Source organism: Natrarchaeobius chitinivorans (assembly GCF_003841505.1).
GTDB lineage: Archaea > Halobacteriota > Halobacteria > Halobacteriales > Natrialbaceae > Natrarchaeobius > Natrarchaeobius chitinivorans.
The window spans coordinates 84416-99076 of record NZ_REGA01000002.1 but is presented as its reverse complement, the minus strand read 5'-3'; the positions used below and the strand labels follow the sequence as shown (position 1 = coordinate 99076).

The window sequence follows — 14661 nt, the reverse complement described above, 5'->3', positions numbered from 1 at the left end:
CGCCTGAGTAGTTGCCGCTCACACGCCTTCACCTCGATTCTCGAGGGCACGACGAACGTCGGCGTCGGTCGCCTGGTGAGCAGGATGGACGACGGACGTCCCACTCGAGACGTCGTACAGTTCGCTCGCAGGAACGAACAGCGCCTCACGCATCTGGCTCACCTCCGTGGCGACCTTTCGAGGTCTCTGGGTCCGGGATCGGTACCTCGAGCCCGGCGGCAGAGCCTCGGCTCAATCGAGCGTAGCTGTCACACTTTCCGCACCGGTGGGCGTGGTCGCGATCGTCACCGAAGACACGGGCGAACTGGTTGGTAACATGGGCTCCGCAGTGCCGACAGGTCGACGTGTCAAACCCACGACTGTCTGTCGGGGTTAAACTCACGCAAACCACCTCGAAACCAACGACAGAACTGGAGCGTTAGCTCCGCTATCTGCTGTTGATTGGGTGTTGTAAAATTTCTGATGGGACCGCCGAGAATTGAACTCGGGTCCTACGGACCCCATCCGCAGAGGATACCACTACCCCACGGTCCCGCATCAAAACCGAGGACCGTCCAGCGTTTAAGCGTGTCGTTTCGATCCGTTATTCCTGACCGGTGGCGATGACAGCGGAGATTCACCGCTACTGATCGGCCGGTAACGACTCATAGACGCCCGTCTCAGACGAGCACCCGTTCGAGTGAGACGACGACGCCGGACGTCGCGTCGTGGTCACCGACGAGTTCTCCCAGACAGACCGCCGCCCTATCGGGCGTATAACAGGCGACGAGATCGCCAGCAGTAGCTTCGTCCTCGACGGAAAGGACGCCCGGTGCGTACACCTGCGCACCGTTTGCGACTTCGTGGGCCGCGCTCTCGGCGATCGTCACACGTGGGATCCCCTCGAGAATCCGTTCCGCCGGATCGACCACCTCGTACAGCGTCTCGGGGTCGTCGTCCTCGACCCAGAACGCGAGTGCATCGAGGAACTCGGCGGCTGTGTACAGGTCAGTATCGTCGAACGGGCTCGTCATCGTCCGGCGCAAGTGACCCATGTGTCCGCCCGTTCCAAGCGCCAGTCCGAGATCGTGACAGAGTTTTCGAACGTAGGTTCCGCTCTCACAGCGAATGCGCAACAGAAGCCGTCGATCCTCGCGCTCGAGAACGTCGATCCGGTGGACGGTTCGGACCCGCAAGCGGCGGGAAACCGCGCTTTTTCGCGGCGGCTTCTGGTAGATCGGCCCCACGAACTCGGAGACGATCGACTCCGCATCTGACGGGACGCGGCCGTGACACTCGAGGACGGCGACGTACTCTTTTTTTCCCTCGAGGAAGACCTGTGCGAGCCGGGTTGCGTCGCCGAGCATGATCGGGAGACAGCCGGTTACCTTCGGATCGAGGGTCCCGGCGTGAGCCGCCTGTTCGATCGATACCGCCGACTCGCGGTCGGAAAGAGTATCTGAGACTGCGTCTCGAAGCCAGCCGCTGACCTGATGGGACGACGGTCCCGGTGGCTTGTCCAGGTTGACGACCCCGAAGGTAAGGAGTTCGGTCGGCGTCCGCTCTTCGGGTGGACCTCGGAGGGTCATTCGAACTCGTACTCGAGTGGAATCCGTGCTTTTCCTTCGTCACCCGCCGGTTCGTACTCGTCGACGGCGGTGACGAGCATGTCGAGTACTGCGGCGGGGTCCCAGCGTGCCGTGTTCACAGAGAGATCGTAAATCGTCAGGTCACGAATGTCGATGTCGTAGTACTCCTCGTATCGCTGTGCCTCGCTCGCCTCGCGAGCTTTCGTCTCTTCGGCCGCGCGTTCGGGGTCTTTCCCTTCCCGCTCGGCGATGCGTTCTCCTCGGACGCGTACGGGAGCGTCGAGCCAGAACCGAAAGTCCGCTTCGTCCCCGGCCAGCCAGCCCGCAAGACGCGATTCGAGGACCAGGTCGTCTTCCTCGAGCGCGATTTCTCGGAGTCGGCGATCGAGGTCACGATCGATCTGATCGTTCTCTTCTGCCAGTTTGTTGAACTCGAGGGGCGTGTAGCCGCGTTCGTTGGCCAGTTCGCGAAAGATGTCACCGCCGCTGACGTGGTCGAGGTCGAAGGCCTCGGCGAGCAACTGGGCAGTGGTGCTCTTCCCGCTTCCCGGTGGACCGGAGACGGTGAGTAACATATTCGATCTGCGACGGGACGGGTAAAATGGGTTTTGATACGGTCTGTCGTGACGAATTTGCTCAGGTTCCTGTGGGCGTCATATCGATGTTCAGTGCTTTGCGCAACAGCTGGGTGAATCCCATCGAACAGAGGAAATACCAGATGATCCACGCCCACATCGGACCGATAACTCCCTCGTTCAGGTCTATTTGGCCAATTATCGGCATGACCATCGTCATTTCAGCAGAGCTGACGTGCCCATCGAGGATCTTCCAGTACATCCAGAGAAACAGCGGGATCGTAAACAGCATGATCCAGACCATCGGCCTGAACTGTTCTTTGAACATCCCGATGTTGTCAGCCATCGCTTCCATCTGTTCCTCGCGAACTCGCTCCATCTCGTTTTCGAGGCGCTCGATTTCCGCTTCGCTCGCGCCGCGTTCTTCGGCCGCTTTCTTGCGTTCGCGGACGTCCTTTTGTTTGTCCTGCATCGACTTCATCCGCTTTTGATACTTCCCGATAATTTCGGGGTTCATCAGGTTGGCCTGCAACAGCGTCGAATAGAGGCCGGTCAGCAACGCGACGGAGAGAATCACGGCGTAAAACGGAAGCGCCGCATCGAGGTGGCCAAGGCCGAGGTCGAGGGTCGTTCCGACCGTATTCCTGACGTCTTCGAGCCAGTATCCGATCATCAACAGCACCGACCCGACCGCAGCCAGTTTGTCCCACTGGGACCACTGTGACTCCTCGTCGTCGATGTCGACGTCGGCTTCAAGCGAGTCGCCGTCACCGTCGAGAGCCTCGTCGTAGGCCTCCCTGTCGGCGATTTCGAATCCTTCGTCGCCGTCGACTAATACGCCCTTCTCGATCAATCGCCCCCACTGTCCACTCGTCAGGTCGTCGTTGACGTCCTGCCACTGGACCTCACCGCCGTTGTTATCGGCCTTCTGGCGGATCGTCTCGAGGCCGTCGGCGAGCGAGGAATCCTCGCGAACGAGGGAGTTGATCTTCTCGGCTGTACGCGTCATCTGCTTGTCCTAGAGCGCGTTCGGTATACAAGTGTTTATCTTCGCCTGGAGTGGGCGCGGTCGATTCGAGGAAACGCTGCTCGCTTTCGCCGAACGGTTCACGGCTCGAGACAGTCACGCCACGATAACATTTAATATCTCGCTGAAGAATTGGTACAAAATAATGGATCCGAGAGCCGATCGAATACGGCAGTTCTTCCGCGGAGACCGGGCAGTCTCTCACGTGATCGGATTTGCCCTGTTACTCGGGCTCGTCCTGATGGGGTCGATACTCGTTCTCGTTCTCGGAATGGGGATGCTCGATTCGATCGAGGCGGACAGCGAGGCCGAAATCACCTACGCTGCAGTCGACAGCACCGAGCACGGCATTCAGACCACTTTGGAAACCGGGCAGAGTCAATCAGTATCAGCTGACGACTACGTTGCTGGAGGTCAGGTAGAACTCGTCTGGTTCGGGGACGACCCTTACACTAATGAGTCGGTTACGCTTCCGAATTTGGGGGCACTCGAGTACGAAGTTGAAGGGAAGAAAATCGTCCATCAATCGGGTGGGACGTGGGAAGTCTCCGATTCGCACCATCGAACGACGACGCCTCCCGATATCGGTTACGAAAACGGAGGAATCCAGGTTAGATTCACAGAGATCTCTCGCGAGGGAACCAGTAGCTCTGGATCGACGGTTTCAGTGAACGAGAGCAGTGAGTATCCAGAGTTAATCGGGGAGACGGAACGAACCGCGGTCGATGACAACGAATATACGAACATGTCGTTTACGATAACTAGCGGGTATCACGAGCTGTGGTACGATTATCTGCACTCCGAATTCGATCCCGACAACGACGACGACATCGAAGTCGAATCCGATGGTAACGAAGTGACCGTCACGATCGAAAACGCGTACGAGCTAGAGACTCGCGGTAATTTCGTTGTCACCGACATCACGTTACCGGAGGGGAACGGATTGAACGTCGGTGAGGGCGAGACGCTGCCGGTCGAAGTAGAGGTCGAAAATAAAGGAGAGGAAATCGCTTCGACTGATCTCAACTTTACGGTCGATTCGGAAGAACACCGGTCGGAGCGAATTACGCTAGAACCCGACGAAACCGAAACTCTCGAGTTTTCGATCGACACTGACGAGTACGGGATGACAGCCGAGGAGTCCTACGAATTCGAGATCGATACCGAAGACCACGTCGTCTCGGAGGAGTTCACGGTTCGATATCCACACACGTACTTCGAAATCCACAACATCGAGTTAGACCCAGCGGATATCGACGAAGGCGACGCACCGAGTTCGGATGCAGACTGGTACCCCATCAACCTCACGATCGAAAATCGTGGGATAGAGGACGGGAACCAGTCGATCGGCCTCGAGATGGACTGGGAAGGTGACGAAGGCGAAGTCGACGTCGATCCACACGTCGCTATCGATCAGGAAGAGTCCGGCCTGGATATCCATCGGAATTTCAAGGAAACGGGCGAAACGACGATCTGGATCAACGGGAGCAGTATTTTGGCTGGCGACTACACGGTGAGGTTCTCGACGGCAAACGATACTCGAGAAGACTATCTCAGTCTCGAGGAAGGCGGGATGGATCCAAGCGATGGATCGGTAACGGTCGATGCCGATAAAGTGACGATGAGCGTGATGGGGACAGAGGCCTCCCGGGTTTGGTCCGGGGCTGAATGTAACTCTGGGAACTGTTGGAAGGGTTGGATTCCGATCACCAGTTCAGTATTAGTAGATGGTGCAGAAAAATATCAATGGAAAGATCAGAACGGGGAAAATATCGTTTCGGAAAATTTGAACACGAAACACTACTGGGACCACACGTGGAGCTACACGTGGGACATTCCATCCGGTGAGGAACAGCAAGTAACGGTCGAAGCCACGACCTGGGAGTGTAATGATTGGGAGCAAGTCGGCACGACACCAGCATCCGGTGGGGGGACGTGGGCCGATCTCGAGTGTGCAGAGTTGGGTGATGATGATATTACTGTCAATCCAGCAGAGGCTGGAGACGAATCGAATCTCGTCATCCTCGAAGACGGAGACGAAATAAAGAACGTGGACCAACCGGGTGCTGACCAGATGAGCGTCGGTGAAATACTCGGCGACAAGATCGACGAGGAGACCGGAGAGCTTCAGTTAACGAATAACCTCTCGAAAAATCAGGTCGTGTTCCTCGCCGAGGTGACTCACGAAAACGCAGACTGGGACGACGTCGATCCGGACGATCCTGGCGATCCGAACTTCAATGACGTGATCATACTGCTCGAGACCGAAAACGAGATACCCGACACGCTCGGGAAAGAAGTGATCCGTGGTGCAGACAGCGGAAACAGTGAATTCAGCGAACCCGAGATCGCCGACCCGGGCGATCCGCCGAGGGAAGCCGTCAACGATGGCACCATCGACGTCCGGTCCGGTCACGTCGTTATTTCCTGACCAGCCGAGTCGAGTTCGGTCGCTTTTCGACGCCCGGCAACTTCGCCGACCCTTACCGGGCGTCGATGCTCAATTGTTCTCGATCGTCGCCCGTACGTCTTCCCACACTTCCTCGGGGGGTTGCTCGCCATCCACGCGCTCTAAGACGCCGTTCTCGTCGTAGTGGTCGATGACGGGTTCGGTGTTCTCGCGGTAGACGCGCAGTCGCTCTCTGACGGTTTCTTCGGTGTCGTCGTCGCGTTGCTCGAGGCGGGCCTCGACCTCGGGATCCTCGGGCGGGTTGTACTCGAGGTGGTAGATATCTCCGGTCTCGGGGTCCATTCGTCGCCCGGTCAGGCGGTGGACCAGTTCCTCCTCGCCGACGTCGAGGTAGAGAACGACGTCCAGATCCGTCATTCCCTCGAGTTCCTCGGCCTGCTCTAGGTTGCGCGGATAGCCGTCGAGGACGAAGCCGCCTGCTTGCGAGAGCGCTTCGTCGACGATCGCGTTGACGACCTCGTCGGGGACGAGCTCGCCCTGGTCCATGTACTCCCGCGGGGTGTCGTACTCGGTGTCCATCTCGGAGATGTCCATCTCCTTGTTCGCGCGGAGCGCGTCGCCGGTGGTGACGTGTTCGACGTCGAACTCCGCTGCGATCTTCGCGCTCTGGGTCCCCTTCCCTGCCCCGGGTGCACCCAGGATCAGAATACGTGGCTGTGCCATACTCCCTCGTTTACCGCCAGCGCATAAAGGCTTAAAGAAACGCGGACGATCGTGTTCGTATGACCCGATTCGATGCGGCCGAACCGACCGACCGACGAAAACTCTACGTCGATTCGATCACGGCCCACCGCCAACGCGGGAGTCCGTTTTTGACTCTCGAGGCCGACGCCACCGGGATCGAAGACGGGGCGGCCAACGATTTCGACACGAACCCGGAGGCGACCGACGACCACGACAGCGAACTCGGTTCCCCGTGGATTCAATTCGCCGATGGAACGATCAATCTCGACTGTACGGAAAGCGAACTCGAGCGTCTCAAAGACGTACTCGGTGACTTCCCGGCGTTCAAAATCGACGAATTGACCCGGCCGGAGGAGGCCGAGGGCGTAAACGTTCGCGTGAGCGCGAAGGCGGATCCCAACCGGATCGCCCAGTTCGTCGATGCGGTGTTTTTGCGCGTGTACGAACTGCCGAATGAGTTCCGCATCTGGGCAGTCGAAATATAATATCACCAAAAACTGACACGGGTAGCTGGAACGTCTACCGGCGCGATCCAAAAACGGGTCGCAGTCCCACGGGTACTGACATTACAGCAACCCGTGTGAGCCACGAAATCGGGCGAGGCTCTCCCGGCGTCTGCCGTTATCCGATCTGCAAGTCGCCTGCTTCGTCCTCGCCTTCGTCCCACTCGAGTTCGAATTCGACGCTGAGTTCGCCCTGACCGCCTGAGCTCGGGGTTTCGTGCTCTGCTTTGATTTCGAACGTGGGTCGGGATGGCGGCGTCATCGTCACCGATTCGTCGCCGGCCTCGAGCGTGATCGATTCGCCGGCCTCGAGGCTGTCGGCGACGGTTCGAAGGTAGTCAGCGATCTCGGCCCGATCCATCCGCTGCTCGAATTTGAACAGGACTTCTTCCGGCATAGGTGAACTTCGGGCCGGACGATATAGAGCCTTCCGCCAGGAGGTTGACAGCGACACACTCGTTGCGATAGCGCAAGGTGTGCAGGAATAACGAACTTCGGGAGAACAGAGGTGAGCCCTCGGAGCGGGGCGATTCTGGTCGAACACCTTCGAGACATATAGTAGCCACTGAACGTCATCCCACACCCGATCGCGGGACGGATCGGCGATCGGTGTGTAACTCGTTTCAATTGTTATTATAGAGGCCGGTGTAATGTCGATGTGCGACGAGCGCGTACGTACCTGAACCCCGAACGATAGAGCGAAGAGGTACGAGCCCTACCAGTCGTTGACGGACTCGAGAAAGCTGGGGGAGACGAAAACGAACGTTCGGCCACGAGTGATTAACGTGATAAGATGTGGACAACACCCAAGTCGCTACGTCCGCTCCAGCCGGCAAGGCACCGGGTGATACGGTCGCCCGCAGACGGAGTGGCGTTGCGGTTCGTTTCCAAATAGATAAGTGCCCCCAGCGACCATCGTCCGACATATAAGCGGCCTTCAATAGAGGTGGATACAATCTACAGCGCACTTACGATCCCGATGCAGGTCCAGACACGCGTCGACGTGTTCGAGATGATTTTCCTCGTCTTCCTCGGACTCGGAACGCTCGTCGGTGCCGTGGTCATCGCCTATACTCTGTACAACGCGTACAAGTATCGCGATGAAGGCGAGCCAAGCGACGACGAAGATCTGCCGACACTCGGGGAGTTACCGACTGGTGGAAAGGGCGGAAAAAAACTGTTCGTTTCCTTCGGGCTGAGTGCCATCATCGTCATCTCGCTGGTCGTCTGGACGTACGGATGGCTGCTGTACGTCGAGGACGGCCCCCAGCAGGCACCCGAAGACGCGATCGAAGTAGACGTCGAAGGGTGGGCGTTCGACTGGGGCTATACCTACGAGAACGGCGTCGAAACCAACTCACTGGGTGAAGGGATGGTTATCCCTGCGGATACGCCGATCTGGATCGATGTGACAGCGAGTGATGTCTGGCACACGTTCGGCATATCCGAGTTAAAGGTCAAAGCCGATGCAATCCCTGGTGAGTCCGATGAGACCTGGTTCGTCGCGGAAGAGCCCGGTGAATACACCGCGGAGTGTTTCGAACTGTGCGGTCCAGGACACAGCGATATGGACTCCGATGTGATCGTCCTCGAGGAAGACGAGTTCGATCAGTGGATGGACGAACAGCTCACGTTGACGATTTCCCTCGAGGACGCGGACGAAGAACCCGTCACCGATGGCTTCGAACTGACGATCGAACACCAGGAAAACGACGAGTACGAGCAGGACCTCTCGGCCGAACTCGGCCCGGAGGACTTCGAGGACGGGACGGTCGAACTGAGTGACTTCGAACAGGGCGGTTCGTACGACGTGGTGATCTCCCCGACGGACGACGAGTTCGAGGAAATCGAAGACACGATTAGCTTCACCGGCCCAACCGACGAAACGTACACGCTCGAGGCTCCCGATGACGAAAACGACGATGGAGGTGACGACGAATGAGTGATCTCCCACCGATGACGTCCGTCAAGCGCTGGCTCGTCACGACGAACCACAAGGACGTCGGAATTCTCTATTTGGGGACGTCGATGTTCTTCCTGGTGCTCGGTGGCCTGATGGCCCTTTTGTTCCGCACACAGCTGTGGGTGCCGGGCGGAACCGGCCTTCTCAGCGGCGGCGAGTTCAACCAGGCCGTGACGGCACACGGGTTGTTGATGGTCTTCTGGTTCCTCTCGCCGGTTGCAACGGGCTTTGCGAACTACTTCGTCCCGTTACAGATTGGAGCAAAGGACCTGGCGTTCCCCCGAATGAACGCGCTCAGTTACTGGTTCTACCTGGCCTCCGGGATTCTCATCGGTATCTCGTTCTTCCAGGGCGGGACGTACGCCGGCGGCTGGACGATGTACGCGCCGCTGAACGTACCGACGTACACGCCCGCGATGCAGGCGACGACCGGCGGTAACGCGACGATTCTCGGGTTGACGTTGTTCGTCATCTCGATCACCGTCGGGACCGTGAACTTCCTCGTGACGATCCACCGATCGCGTGCGGAGGGACTTGGTCTCTGGAACATGCCGATGTTCACCTGGTCGTGGCTGCTCACCGTCTGGATGATGCTGTTTGCCTTCGCAGCGTTGCTCGCTGCGTTGTTGTTGCTCGCAACGGACCGACTGTTCCTGACCCAGTACTTCGCGACGGAACAGGGGTCGGGCTTACTGTGGGCTCACCTGTTCTGGTTCTTCGGCCATCCGGAGGTGTACATCGTCTTCTTCCCCGCGCTGGGGATCATGTTCGAGACGTTCCAGACGTTTACCGGTCGGCGACTCGTCGGTCGAAAGTGGGTCATCATCGCGATGGTTCTCGTGGCCGTCCAGTCGTTCCTCGTCTGGATGCACCACATGTTCCTGACGACGATCAACCTCGAGATCAAGACGCTGATCATGGCGACGACCATCGGTATCTCGTTGCCGTTCGATCTGATGGTCTTCGCGCTGATCTACACGATGGTCAAAGGGCGGGTTCGGTTCACGACGCCGTTCCTGTTCAGTCTCGGCGCACTCGTGTTGTTTATCCTGGGCGGCATCACCGGGGTGTTCCTCGGAGCCGTCGTCCTGGATTACGAGTTCCGGGGCACTTACTGGGTCGTCGCTCACTTCCACTACGTGATGGTCTCGGGCGTCACCGCGTTGATCGCCGGTCTCTACTACTGGTGGCCGAAGATCACCGGGAAAATGTACTCCGAGACGCTCGGAAAACTCAACTTCGCCGTCTACTTCATCGGCTTCAACCTGCTTTACTTCCCGCAGTTCCTCGCGTGGGAGACGCCCCGGCGCGTCTTCCACTACGCCGAGGGTGCGCAGATCTATCACCAGCTATCGACCGTCGGCGCGTTCGTCTTCGGCGCGTCGTTTATCATCATGTTCGCGACGTTCGTCTACAGTTTCCTCTACGGCCCCAAAGCGCCGGAAAACCCGTGGGAATACTCACGAACCGCCGAGTGGGCCGTTCCGTCGCCGCCGCCGCTCGAGAACTGGGGCGGCCGGCCGAGCTACGCGAGCGGCCGCCTCGAGTTCGTCGAGGATTCGGCTGCTGCAACTGACGGCGGGGTCGCCCAGGGAGAGGGAGCGGCCGCCGAAGCGGTCGCATCTCACGAGGAAGAACACGCAGATCACGCGAGCATCTGGCCGTTCGGAATCGGTATCGGGATGTTCGTATTCTTCCTCGGACTGACGGGGATTACGCCGTATCTGGTCCAATTTGCGGAGGCGCGCGGTCACTCCGTGGTCGGCACCGCCGACGACCCGAACATCGTCTATCCGGCGCTGGTCGCACTCGGCCTCGCGATCCTCGGATACACGCTGTTTAAATTCGGCGTCGAACAGTTCGACGCACCGGAGATGGCGATCGCAGAGCGGTGGCCGTTCGGCGGCGCCGGCAACACCAAGATGGGCGTCTGGGTGTTCCTCGCCTCTGACGTCGTCGTCTTCGGAGCAGTGATCGGTGCGTTCGTCTTCATGCGACTGCACGCTGGCTGGGGCAACTGGGAGACGATACCGTTTGCCTCCTGGCCCGGACTGCTCAATACGTACGTCCTGTTGACCTCGAGTTTCACGGTCATCATGGCGCTCGTCTTCGCCGAACGACAGAACAAGAAGGGGCTGCTCGGTGCGATGGGAGCGACCCTCTTGCTCGCACTCACGTTCATGGGCGTGAAAGCCTACGAGTACGGCTACAAGTTCTCGATCGGCGAGTACTGGTGGACCAGCCTCGAGCACTCGATTTACTTCGTGACGACCGGACTGCACGCGCTTCACGTCATCCTCGGCGTGCTCATCGCCCTCTTTATGATCTACCGTATCATGAGCGTCGACGCCTACCTCGAGGATCACCGGCCGGTCGAGTTCTTCGGTCTCTACTGGCACTTCGTCGACATCGTCTGGGTCATCCTCTTCCCGCTGTTCTACCTGATGTAGGCCGTTTTCACTGTTTTCTCGAAATCTCTCTCGAGTCGTTCGATACGTTTCCGACCGCCGATACTGTCGGCCGGAGCCGTCGGTTCTCCCGTACGACCGAGAGCAGACCAGGAGTGTTCGATCGAACGGGTTCGAATCGGTCGAATCGGCCTGGACCCATTACCCGAGGATATCTGGCGATCACTACCCACACGGGGAGAGTAGCCACTGCACGTCAGACCACACCTGATAACGTACTCGTCCGTCCTCGAGTGTACGTGTGCGCTCTCGAGTGAGCACAGAGTTCGATGCGATACTCATACGGTCTGCTATGAGTCTTTACCGGTCGATCGCAGAACGGTGGGCGATCGACCGGCAATCAGTCATAGCAAACCGTATCAGTCGGCGGTGAGTGAGTCCCTATCTGGCGTCGGCCAGGGCGAGAATCGGATCAAAACCGTCGTCTCCTGACTGCCAGTAACACGGCGGCCAGTACGACGCCGGAGACGACGAACGCGACTGAGGCTGTGAAAACGTCGGCGGGCCCCGGATACGACTCCGTCTGCGTTCGTTCGGTACCGGTCGCGCTTGCTGGTGATTCGTCGACAGTTCGAGCGTCGACGAGCGCATTCACCGTCGCGTTCGCATCAACGGTCCCATATCCGTACCGCGTATCCTTCTCACTGGGTGCTCCGTCCGGTTTTCCAGCCGACTCGGTCAGCGCCGAAATGAGTTCGTCTGAATCTGCCTCCGGTTCGATCGACAGTGCGAGGGCAACCGTCCCGGAGACGTGCGGCGTCGCCATCGACGTTCCAGGTAGCCGTTCGTACTCGCCACCCGGGACGGTGCTTTCGATTTCGACGCCGGGTGCGACCACATCCGGAGTAACGTACGTCCCCGGCCACTCCTCCGGTTGGGACGTCCACTCAGTCCGGTTGATACGTTCGCCACCGGAAAACGAGGCGACGGAACCGTCTGCATCGACGGCGCCGACGCTGATCGATTCGTAGACGTTTGCCGGCGATCCCGAGGTCTCCGATCCGTCGTTTCCGATCGCCGAGACGACCACGACACCCCCCTCCGTCGCGTGGCGAACCGGATCGATAAGTTCGTCGTGATAGCCGGGGGCACCGAAACTCATGCTGATCACGTCGGCGTCTTCCTCGAGAGCCCACTCCATGCCGGCGACGATCTGTGCGAACGTTCCGTCGTTGTCCTCGAGAACCAGACCGTGGATCAACTCGACGTCTGGAGCGACGCCGATCGCCGTTCCCCGTTCGTTCCCGCCCGCGATCGTCCCGCTGACGTGCGTTCCGTGCGTGGCCGAGTCGTGCGGTGTCGATCCGGTGATGCGATCTCCCGTTTCGTTGAACTCCGCCCATCCACCGGGATAGGTCGGGTCAGTCGGGTCGTCGGTGTAGAGTTCGAGGTCGGGGTGATCCGCGTCGACGCCAGTGTCGAGGACTGCGACCCTGACACCGTCCCCGCGGGTCCCGTGGTGCTCCCAGACGGTCGGCGCACCGACTGCGTCTACCCCCCAGGTCGTCGATGGGGCGTCGTCACCGCTGCCACCCCAGTCACTTCCGTCGTCATCGGTACCAGTCCCGTCGTCTCGAGGTTCGTCCGGGATCGACAACTCGAAGTTTTCGTGGATGGCCTCGACGGCGTCGAACCGTTCGAACTCCTCGATGTCGACCCGGTCCGTTTGCACCTCGAGTAATACGGCGTTGGTCAGCCAGAACTCCTCCTCGACGGAGACGGCCGGGTTCTGCGTGGCGAAAGCTAGCAGCGGCGCTTGCGTCTTTTCAGCGTGTGACTCGAGGTGGTCTTCGACCTCCCGATCGGTCATTCCATCGGGAATCGTCGCCTCCTCGAAGCGGACGACGAGTTCGACCGTCTCGCCGTCCTCCAGAGCACGAAGCGAGTCGGACACGTCGACGTCGTCGGTAGCGCTGGAATCGTCGTCAGAGTCGGTATAACTGGCCGTTCCGAGGGCGACCGGAACGGCCGCAGTGACGACCAACAGGCAGACGAAGAGTACCACGACTCGCGTCCGGGCGGCGCTCGAGGCGATCACGATAGCGGACGTGGGTTGTCTTCGAATAAAGACATTCTGGTGAGCTGATGTCCGGCAGGTACACCACCATACCGGTACAGAAACCGCACCACCTGGAGCGCTCGCTGGACGATCGGTCGGAGCCGGTGCGGACCGACGTTGAGGAAGGTATAAGTGGCCCTCGCCCAGAGAGAACACCAATGGCCGACGTTCGAACGTACTCACTGATTTACGTCGTACTGCTGGTGTTGGGTACGGGCAAGTTCGCATTTTTCGAGTTCCTCACGTACGAACTCGCCCTTGCAGGAACGATTATACTCGCGGTGGTCAAGGTGCTTCTGATCGCGGGATACTACCAGCACCTTCTCGAGGAGCCGCGGGCGATCTCGTACATGATGGGAATGGCGGTCTTTATGGTGTTCCTGCTCACGATCGCTGCGGGATACTCGATCCAGTAACGCGGTACACTCTTTCCGTACCGCCCTCGAGTCTCTGCGAACGGGATCCGGGGACGGTTCGTACTTTTTCAGACGATTCGAGGGGAAACGAACGACGACCGAAAGCGAACGCCCGATCGGTAAACGACTTGTCGATTGGGACCGAACGTCTGGGCGACCGATGTACGACGCGATTCTGGTCCCGACCGACGGCCGAGAGAACACTGAACGGGCGATCCAGGAGGCGATCGAACTGGCGGGCGTCCACGACGCGACGTTACACACGTTGTACGTCATAAACTCCGCCGAAATCGCACCCGGTATCGATTTCGACGATCTCGAGCCGATCGGTGAAGAAGCCGTCGAGTACGTCGCCAACCGAGCGGCTGAAGCGGGGGTGGACGACGTCCGAACGACGGTTCAACACGGTCTCCGACACGACACGATCGTCGAATATGCGAACCGTCACGACATCGATCTGATCGTGATGGGACGAAACCGGGGCCTCGAGCGATTCTTGCGAAAGAGCGTCTCGGATCAGGTCTCCAGGGAGGCATCGAATCCCGTACTGATCGTCGAGTGAGACGGTTTACTGTACGTCATTGCCGGCTCACCCGCCGCCCAGGTCGCGGGTGCGCCGGTAAACAGTTACAGTAATCCGTATGAGACGGACTGCTGTCGGTCATTTTCGGAACCCGGGCATGGTCCCGGAGTCTCGAGGACACGAGAACGACAATCCGTATGGCGTGGGACCTACGAGTGCTCGCGTTCCGATTCGGCGTTCACCGATACCGCCTGTTGGGGGCGAGCGGTTTTTCCGACCCAGAGAATCCCCTCCCGACACTAATAGGTGCCGGCCGGAAGGAGCCAACAGGGGAGCTAACGAGAGGCGGCCCGCCTGTTGCGTTAGACCCCTACGACCGACGCGCGGATCGTTCGACGACCGCCC

The 14661-nt window shown here is 59.2% G+C and carries 14 protein-coding genes and 1 tRNA gene; 6 read left to right on the top strand and 9 right to left on the bottom strand.

Translation table 11 applies throughout. The features are described 5' to 3' along the window. Positions 1–18: 18 nt before the first annotated feature. The 6 genes from EA473_RS22980 to EA473_RS02865 form a co-directional block, all read right to left on the bottom strand. Positions 19–153: a hypothetical protein gene (locus EA473_RS22980; RefSeq protein WP_279387610.1), complete on the bottom strand. Its 135-nt coding sequence runs from the start codon at positions 151–153 to the stop codon at positions 19–21. Beyond that, the gene (locus EA473_RS22665) at positions 146–391 is read right to left on the bottom strand and encodes a DUF7563 family protein (RefSeq protein WP_124194170.1); all 246 of its coding nucleotides are present in this window, start codon (positions 389–391) and stop codon (positions 146–148) included. The genes EA473_RS22980 and EA473_RS22665 overlap by 8 nt, the downstream gene beginning before the upstream one ends. A 72-nt stretch (positions 392–463) precedes the next feature. Next, positions 464–534 (bottom strand) — tRNA-Pro (locus EA473_RS02880). 125 nt (positions 535–659) lie between these two features. Further along, on the bottom strand, positions 660–1568 hold the full coding sequence (locus EA473_RS02875) for an RNA-guided pseudouridylation complex pseudouridine synthase subunit Cbf5 (protein WP_124194169.1): 909 nt from the start codon (positions 1566–1568) through the stop codon (positions 660–662). Continuing rightward, on the bottom strand, positions 1565–2143 hold the full coding sequence (cmk, locus tag EA473_RS02870) for a (d)CMP kinase (RefSeq protein WP_124194168.1): 579 nt from the start codon (positions 2141–2143) through the stop codon (positions 1565–1567). Before cmk ends, EA473_RS02875 begins: the two co-directional genes overlap by 4 nt. A 61-nt stretch (positions 2144–2204) precedes the next feature. Next, entirely contained in the window at positions 2205–3152 is a 948-nt protein-coding gene (locus EA473_RS02865) for a DUF106 domain-containing protein (RefSeq protein WP_124194167.1), read from the bottom strand. A 163-nt stretch (positions 3153–3315) separates the two neighbouring features. On the opposite strand from EA473_RS02865, the gene EA473_RS02860 reads away from it, so the two are divergent. Next, positions 3316–5601 carry a DUF7289 family protein gene (locus tag EA473_RS02860; protein ID WP_124194166.1) on the top strand — a complete coding sequence of 762 codons (2286 nt, stop codon included), beginning with the start codon at positions 3316–3318 and terminating at the stop codon, positions 5599–5601. Positions 5602–5670: 69 nt separating this feature from the next. Here the strand turns inward: EA473_RS02860 and EA473_RS02855 are convergent, their stop codons facing one another. Beyond that, positions 5671–6303, bottom strand: coding sequence for an adenylate kinase (locus tag EA473_RS02855; RefSeq protein WP_124194165.1), 633 nt, complete (start codon positions 6301–6303; stop codon positions 5671–5673). A gap of 59 nt (positions 6304–6362) precedes the next feature. On the opposite strand from EA473_RS02855, the gene EA473_RS02850 reads away from it, so the two are divergent. After that, positions 6363–6809, top strand: a complete 447-nt coding sequence (locus EA473_RS02850) for a hypothetical protein (RefSeq protein ID WP_124194164.1) — start codon at positions 6363–6365, stop codon at positions 6807–6809. A 136-nt stretch (positions 6810–6945) separates the two neighbouring features. Here the strand turns inward: EA473_RS02850 and EA473_RS02845 are convergent, their stop codons facing one another. Further along, the gene (locus tag EA473_RS02845; RefSeq protein ID WP_124194163.1) at positions 6946–7224 is read right to left on the bottom strand and encodes an amphi-Trp domain-containing protein; all 279 of its coding nucleotides are present in this window, start codon (positions 7222–7224) and stop codon (positions 6946–6948) included. Positions 7225–7806: 582 nt separating this feature from the next. Here EA473_RS02845 and coxB point away from each other — a divergent pair. Further along, on the top strand, positions 7807–8769 hold the full coding sequence (coxB, locus tag EA473_RS02840; protein WP_124194446.1) for a cytochrome c oxidase subunit II: 963 nt from the start codon (positions 7807–7809) through the stop codon (positions 8767–8769). Further along, complete coding sequence (locus EA473_RS02835; RefSeq protein ID WP_124194162.1) at positions 8766–11240, top strand: cbb3-type cytochrome c oxidase subunit I; 2475 nt, start codon at positions 8766–8768, stop codon at positions 11238–11240. Before coxB ends, EA473_RS02835 begins: the two co-directional genes overlap by 4 nt. Positions 11241–11670: 430 nt before the next feature. On the opposite strand, the gene EA473_RS02830 is transcribed toward EA473_RS02835, so the two are convergent. After that, positions 11671–13296, bottom strand: a complete 1626-nt coding sequence (locus EA473_RS02830; RefSeq protein WP_243645177.1) for a S8 family serine peptidase — start codon at positions 13294–13296, stop codon at positions 11671–11673. A gap of 179 nt (positions 13297–13475) precedes the next feature. On the opposite strand from EA473_RS02830, the gene EA473_RS02825 reads away from it, so the two are divergent. Both EA473_RS02825 and EA473_RS02820 read left to right on the top strand, forming a co-directional pair. Further along, positions 13476–13733, top strand: a complete 258-nt coding sequence (locus tag EA473_RS02825) for a cytochrome C oxidase subunit IV family protein (protein ID WP_124194160.1) — start codon at positions 13476–13478, stop codon at positions 13731–13733. 160 nt (positions 13734–13893) lie between these two features. Further along, positions 13894–14295: a universal stress protein gene (locus EA473_RS02820; protein ID WP_124194159.1), complete on the top strand. Its 402-nt coding sequence runs from the start codon at positions 13894–13896 to the stop codon at positions 14293–14295. The last annotated feature ends 366 nt before the right edge of the window (positions 14296–14661 follow it).

Coding starts and splice junctions, on each gene's coding strand:
- EA473_RS22980 (WP_279387610.1), bottom strand. CDS start 153: ATGCGTGAGGCGCTGTTCGTTCCTGCGAGCGAACTGTACGACGTCTCG.
- EA473_RS02875 (WP_124194169.1), bottom strand. CDS start 1,568: ATGACCCTCCGAGGTCCACCCGAAGAGCGGACGCCGACCGAACTCCTT.
- cmk (WP_124194168.1), bottom strand. CDS start 2,143: ATGTTACTCACCGTCTCCGGTCCACCGGGAAGCGGGAAGAGCACCACT.
- EA473_RS02865 (WP_124194167.1), bottom strand. CDS start 3,152: ATGACGCGTACAGCCGAGAAGATCAACTCCCTCGTTCGCGAGGATTCC.
- EA473_RS02860 (WP_124194166.1), top strand. CDS start 3,316: ATGGATCCGAGAGCCGATCGAATACGGCAGTTCTTCCGCGGAGACCGG.
- EA473_RS02855 (WP_124194165.1), bottom strand. CDS start 6,303: ATGGCACAGCCACGTATTCTGATCCTGGGTGCACCCGGGGCAGGGAAG.
- EA473_RS02850 (WP_124194164.1), top strand. CDS start 6,363: ATGACCCGATTCGATGCGGCCGAACCGACCGACCGACGAAAACTCTAC.
- EA473_RS02845 (WP_124194163.1), bottom strand. CDS start 7,224: ATGCCGGAAGAAGTCCTGTTCAAATTCGAGCAGCGGATGGATCGGGCC.
- coxB (WP_124194446.1), top strand. CDS start 7,807: ATGCAGGTCCAGACACGCGTCGACGTGTTCGAGATGATTTTCCTCGTC.
- EA473_RS02835 (WP_124194162.1), top strand. CDS start 8,766: ATGAGTGATCTCCCACCGATGACGTCCGTCAAGCGCTGGCTCGTCACG.
- EA473_RS02825 (WP_124194160.1), top strand. CDS start 13,476: ATGGCCGACGTTCGAACGTACTCACTGATTTACGTCGTACTGCTGGTG.
- EA473_RS02820 (WP_124194159.1), top strand. CDS start 13,894: ATGTACGACGCGATTCTGGTCCCGACCGACGGCCGAGAGAACACTGAA.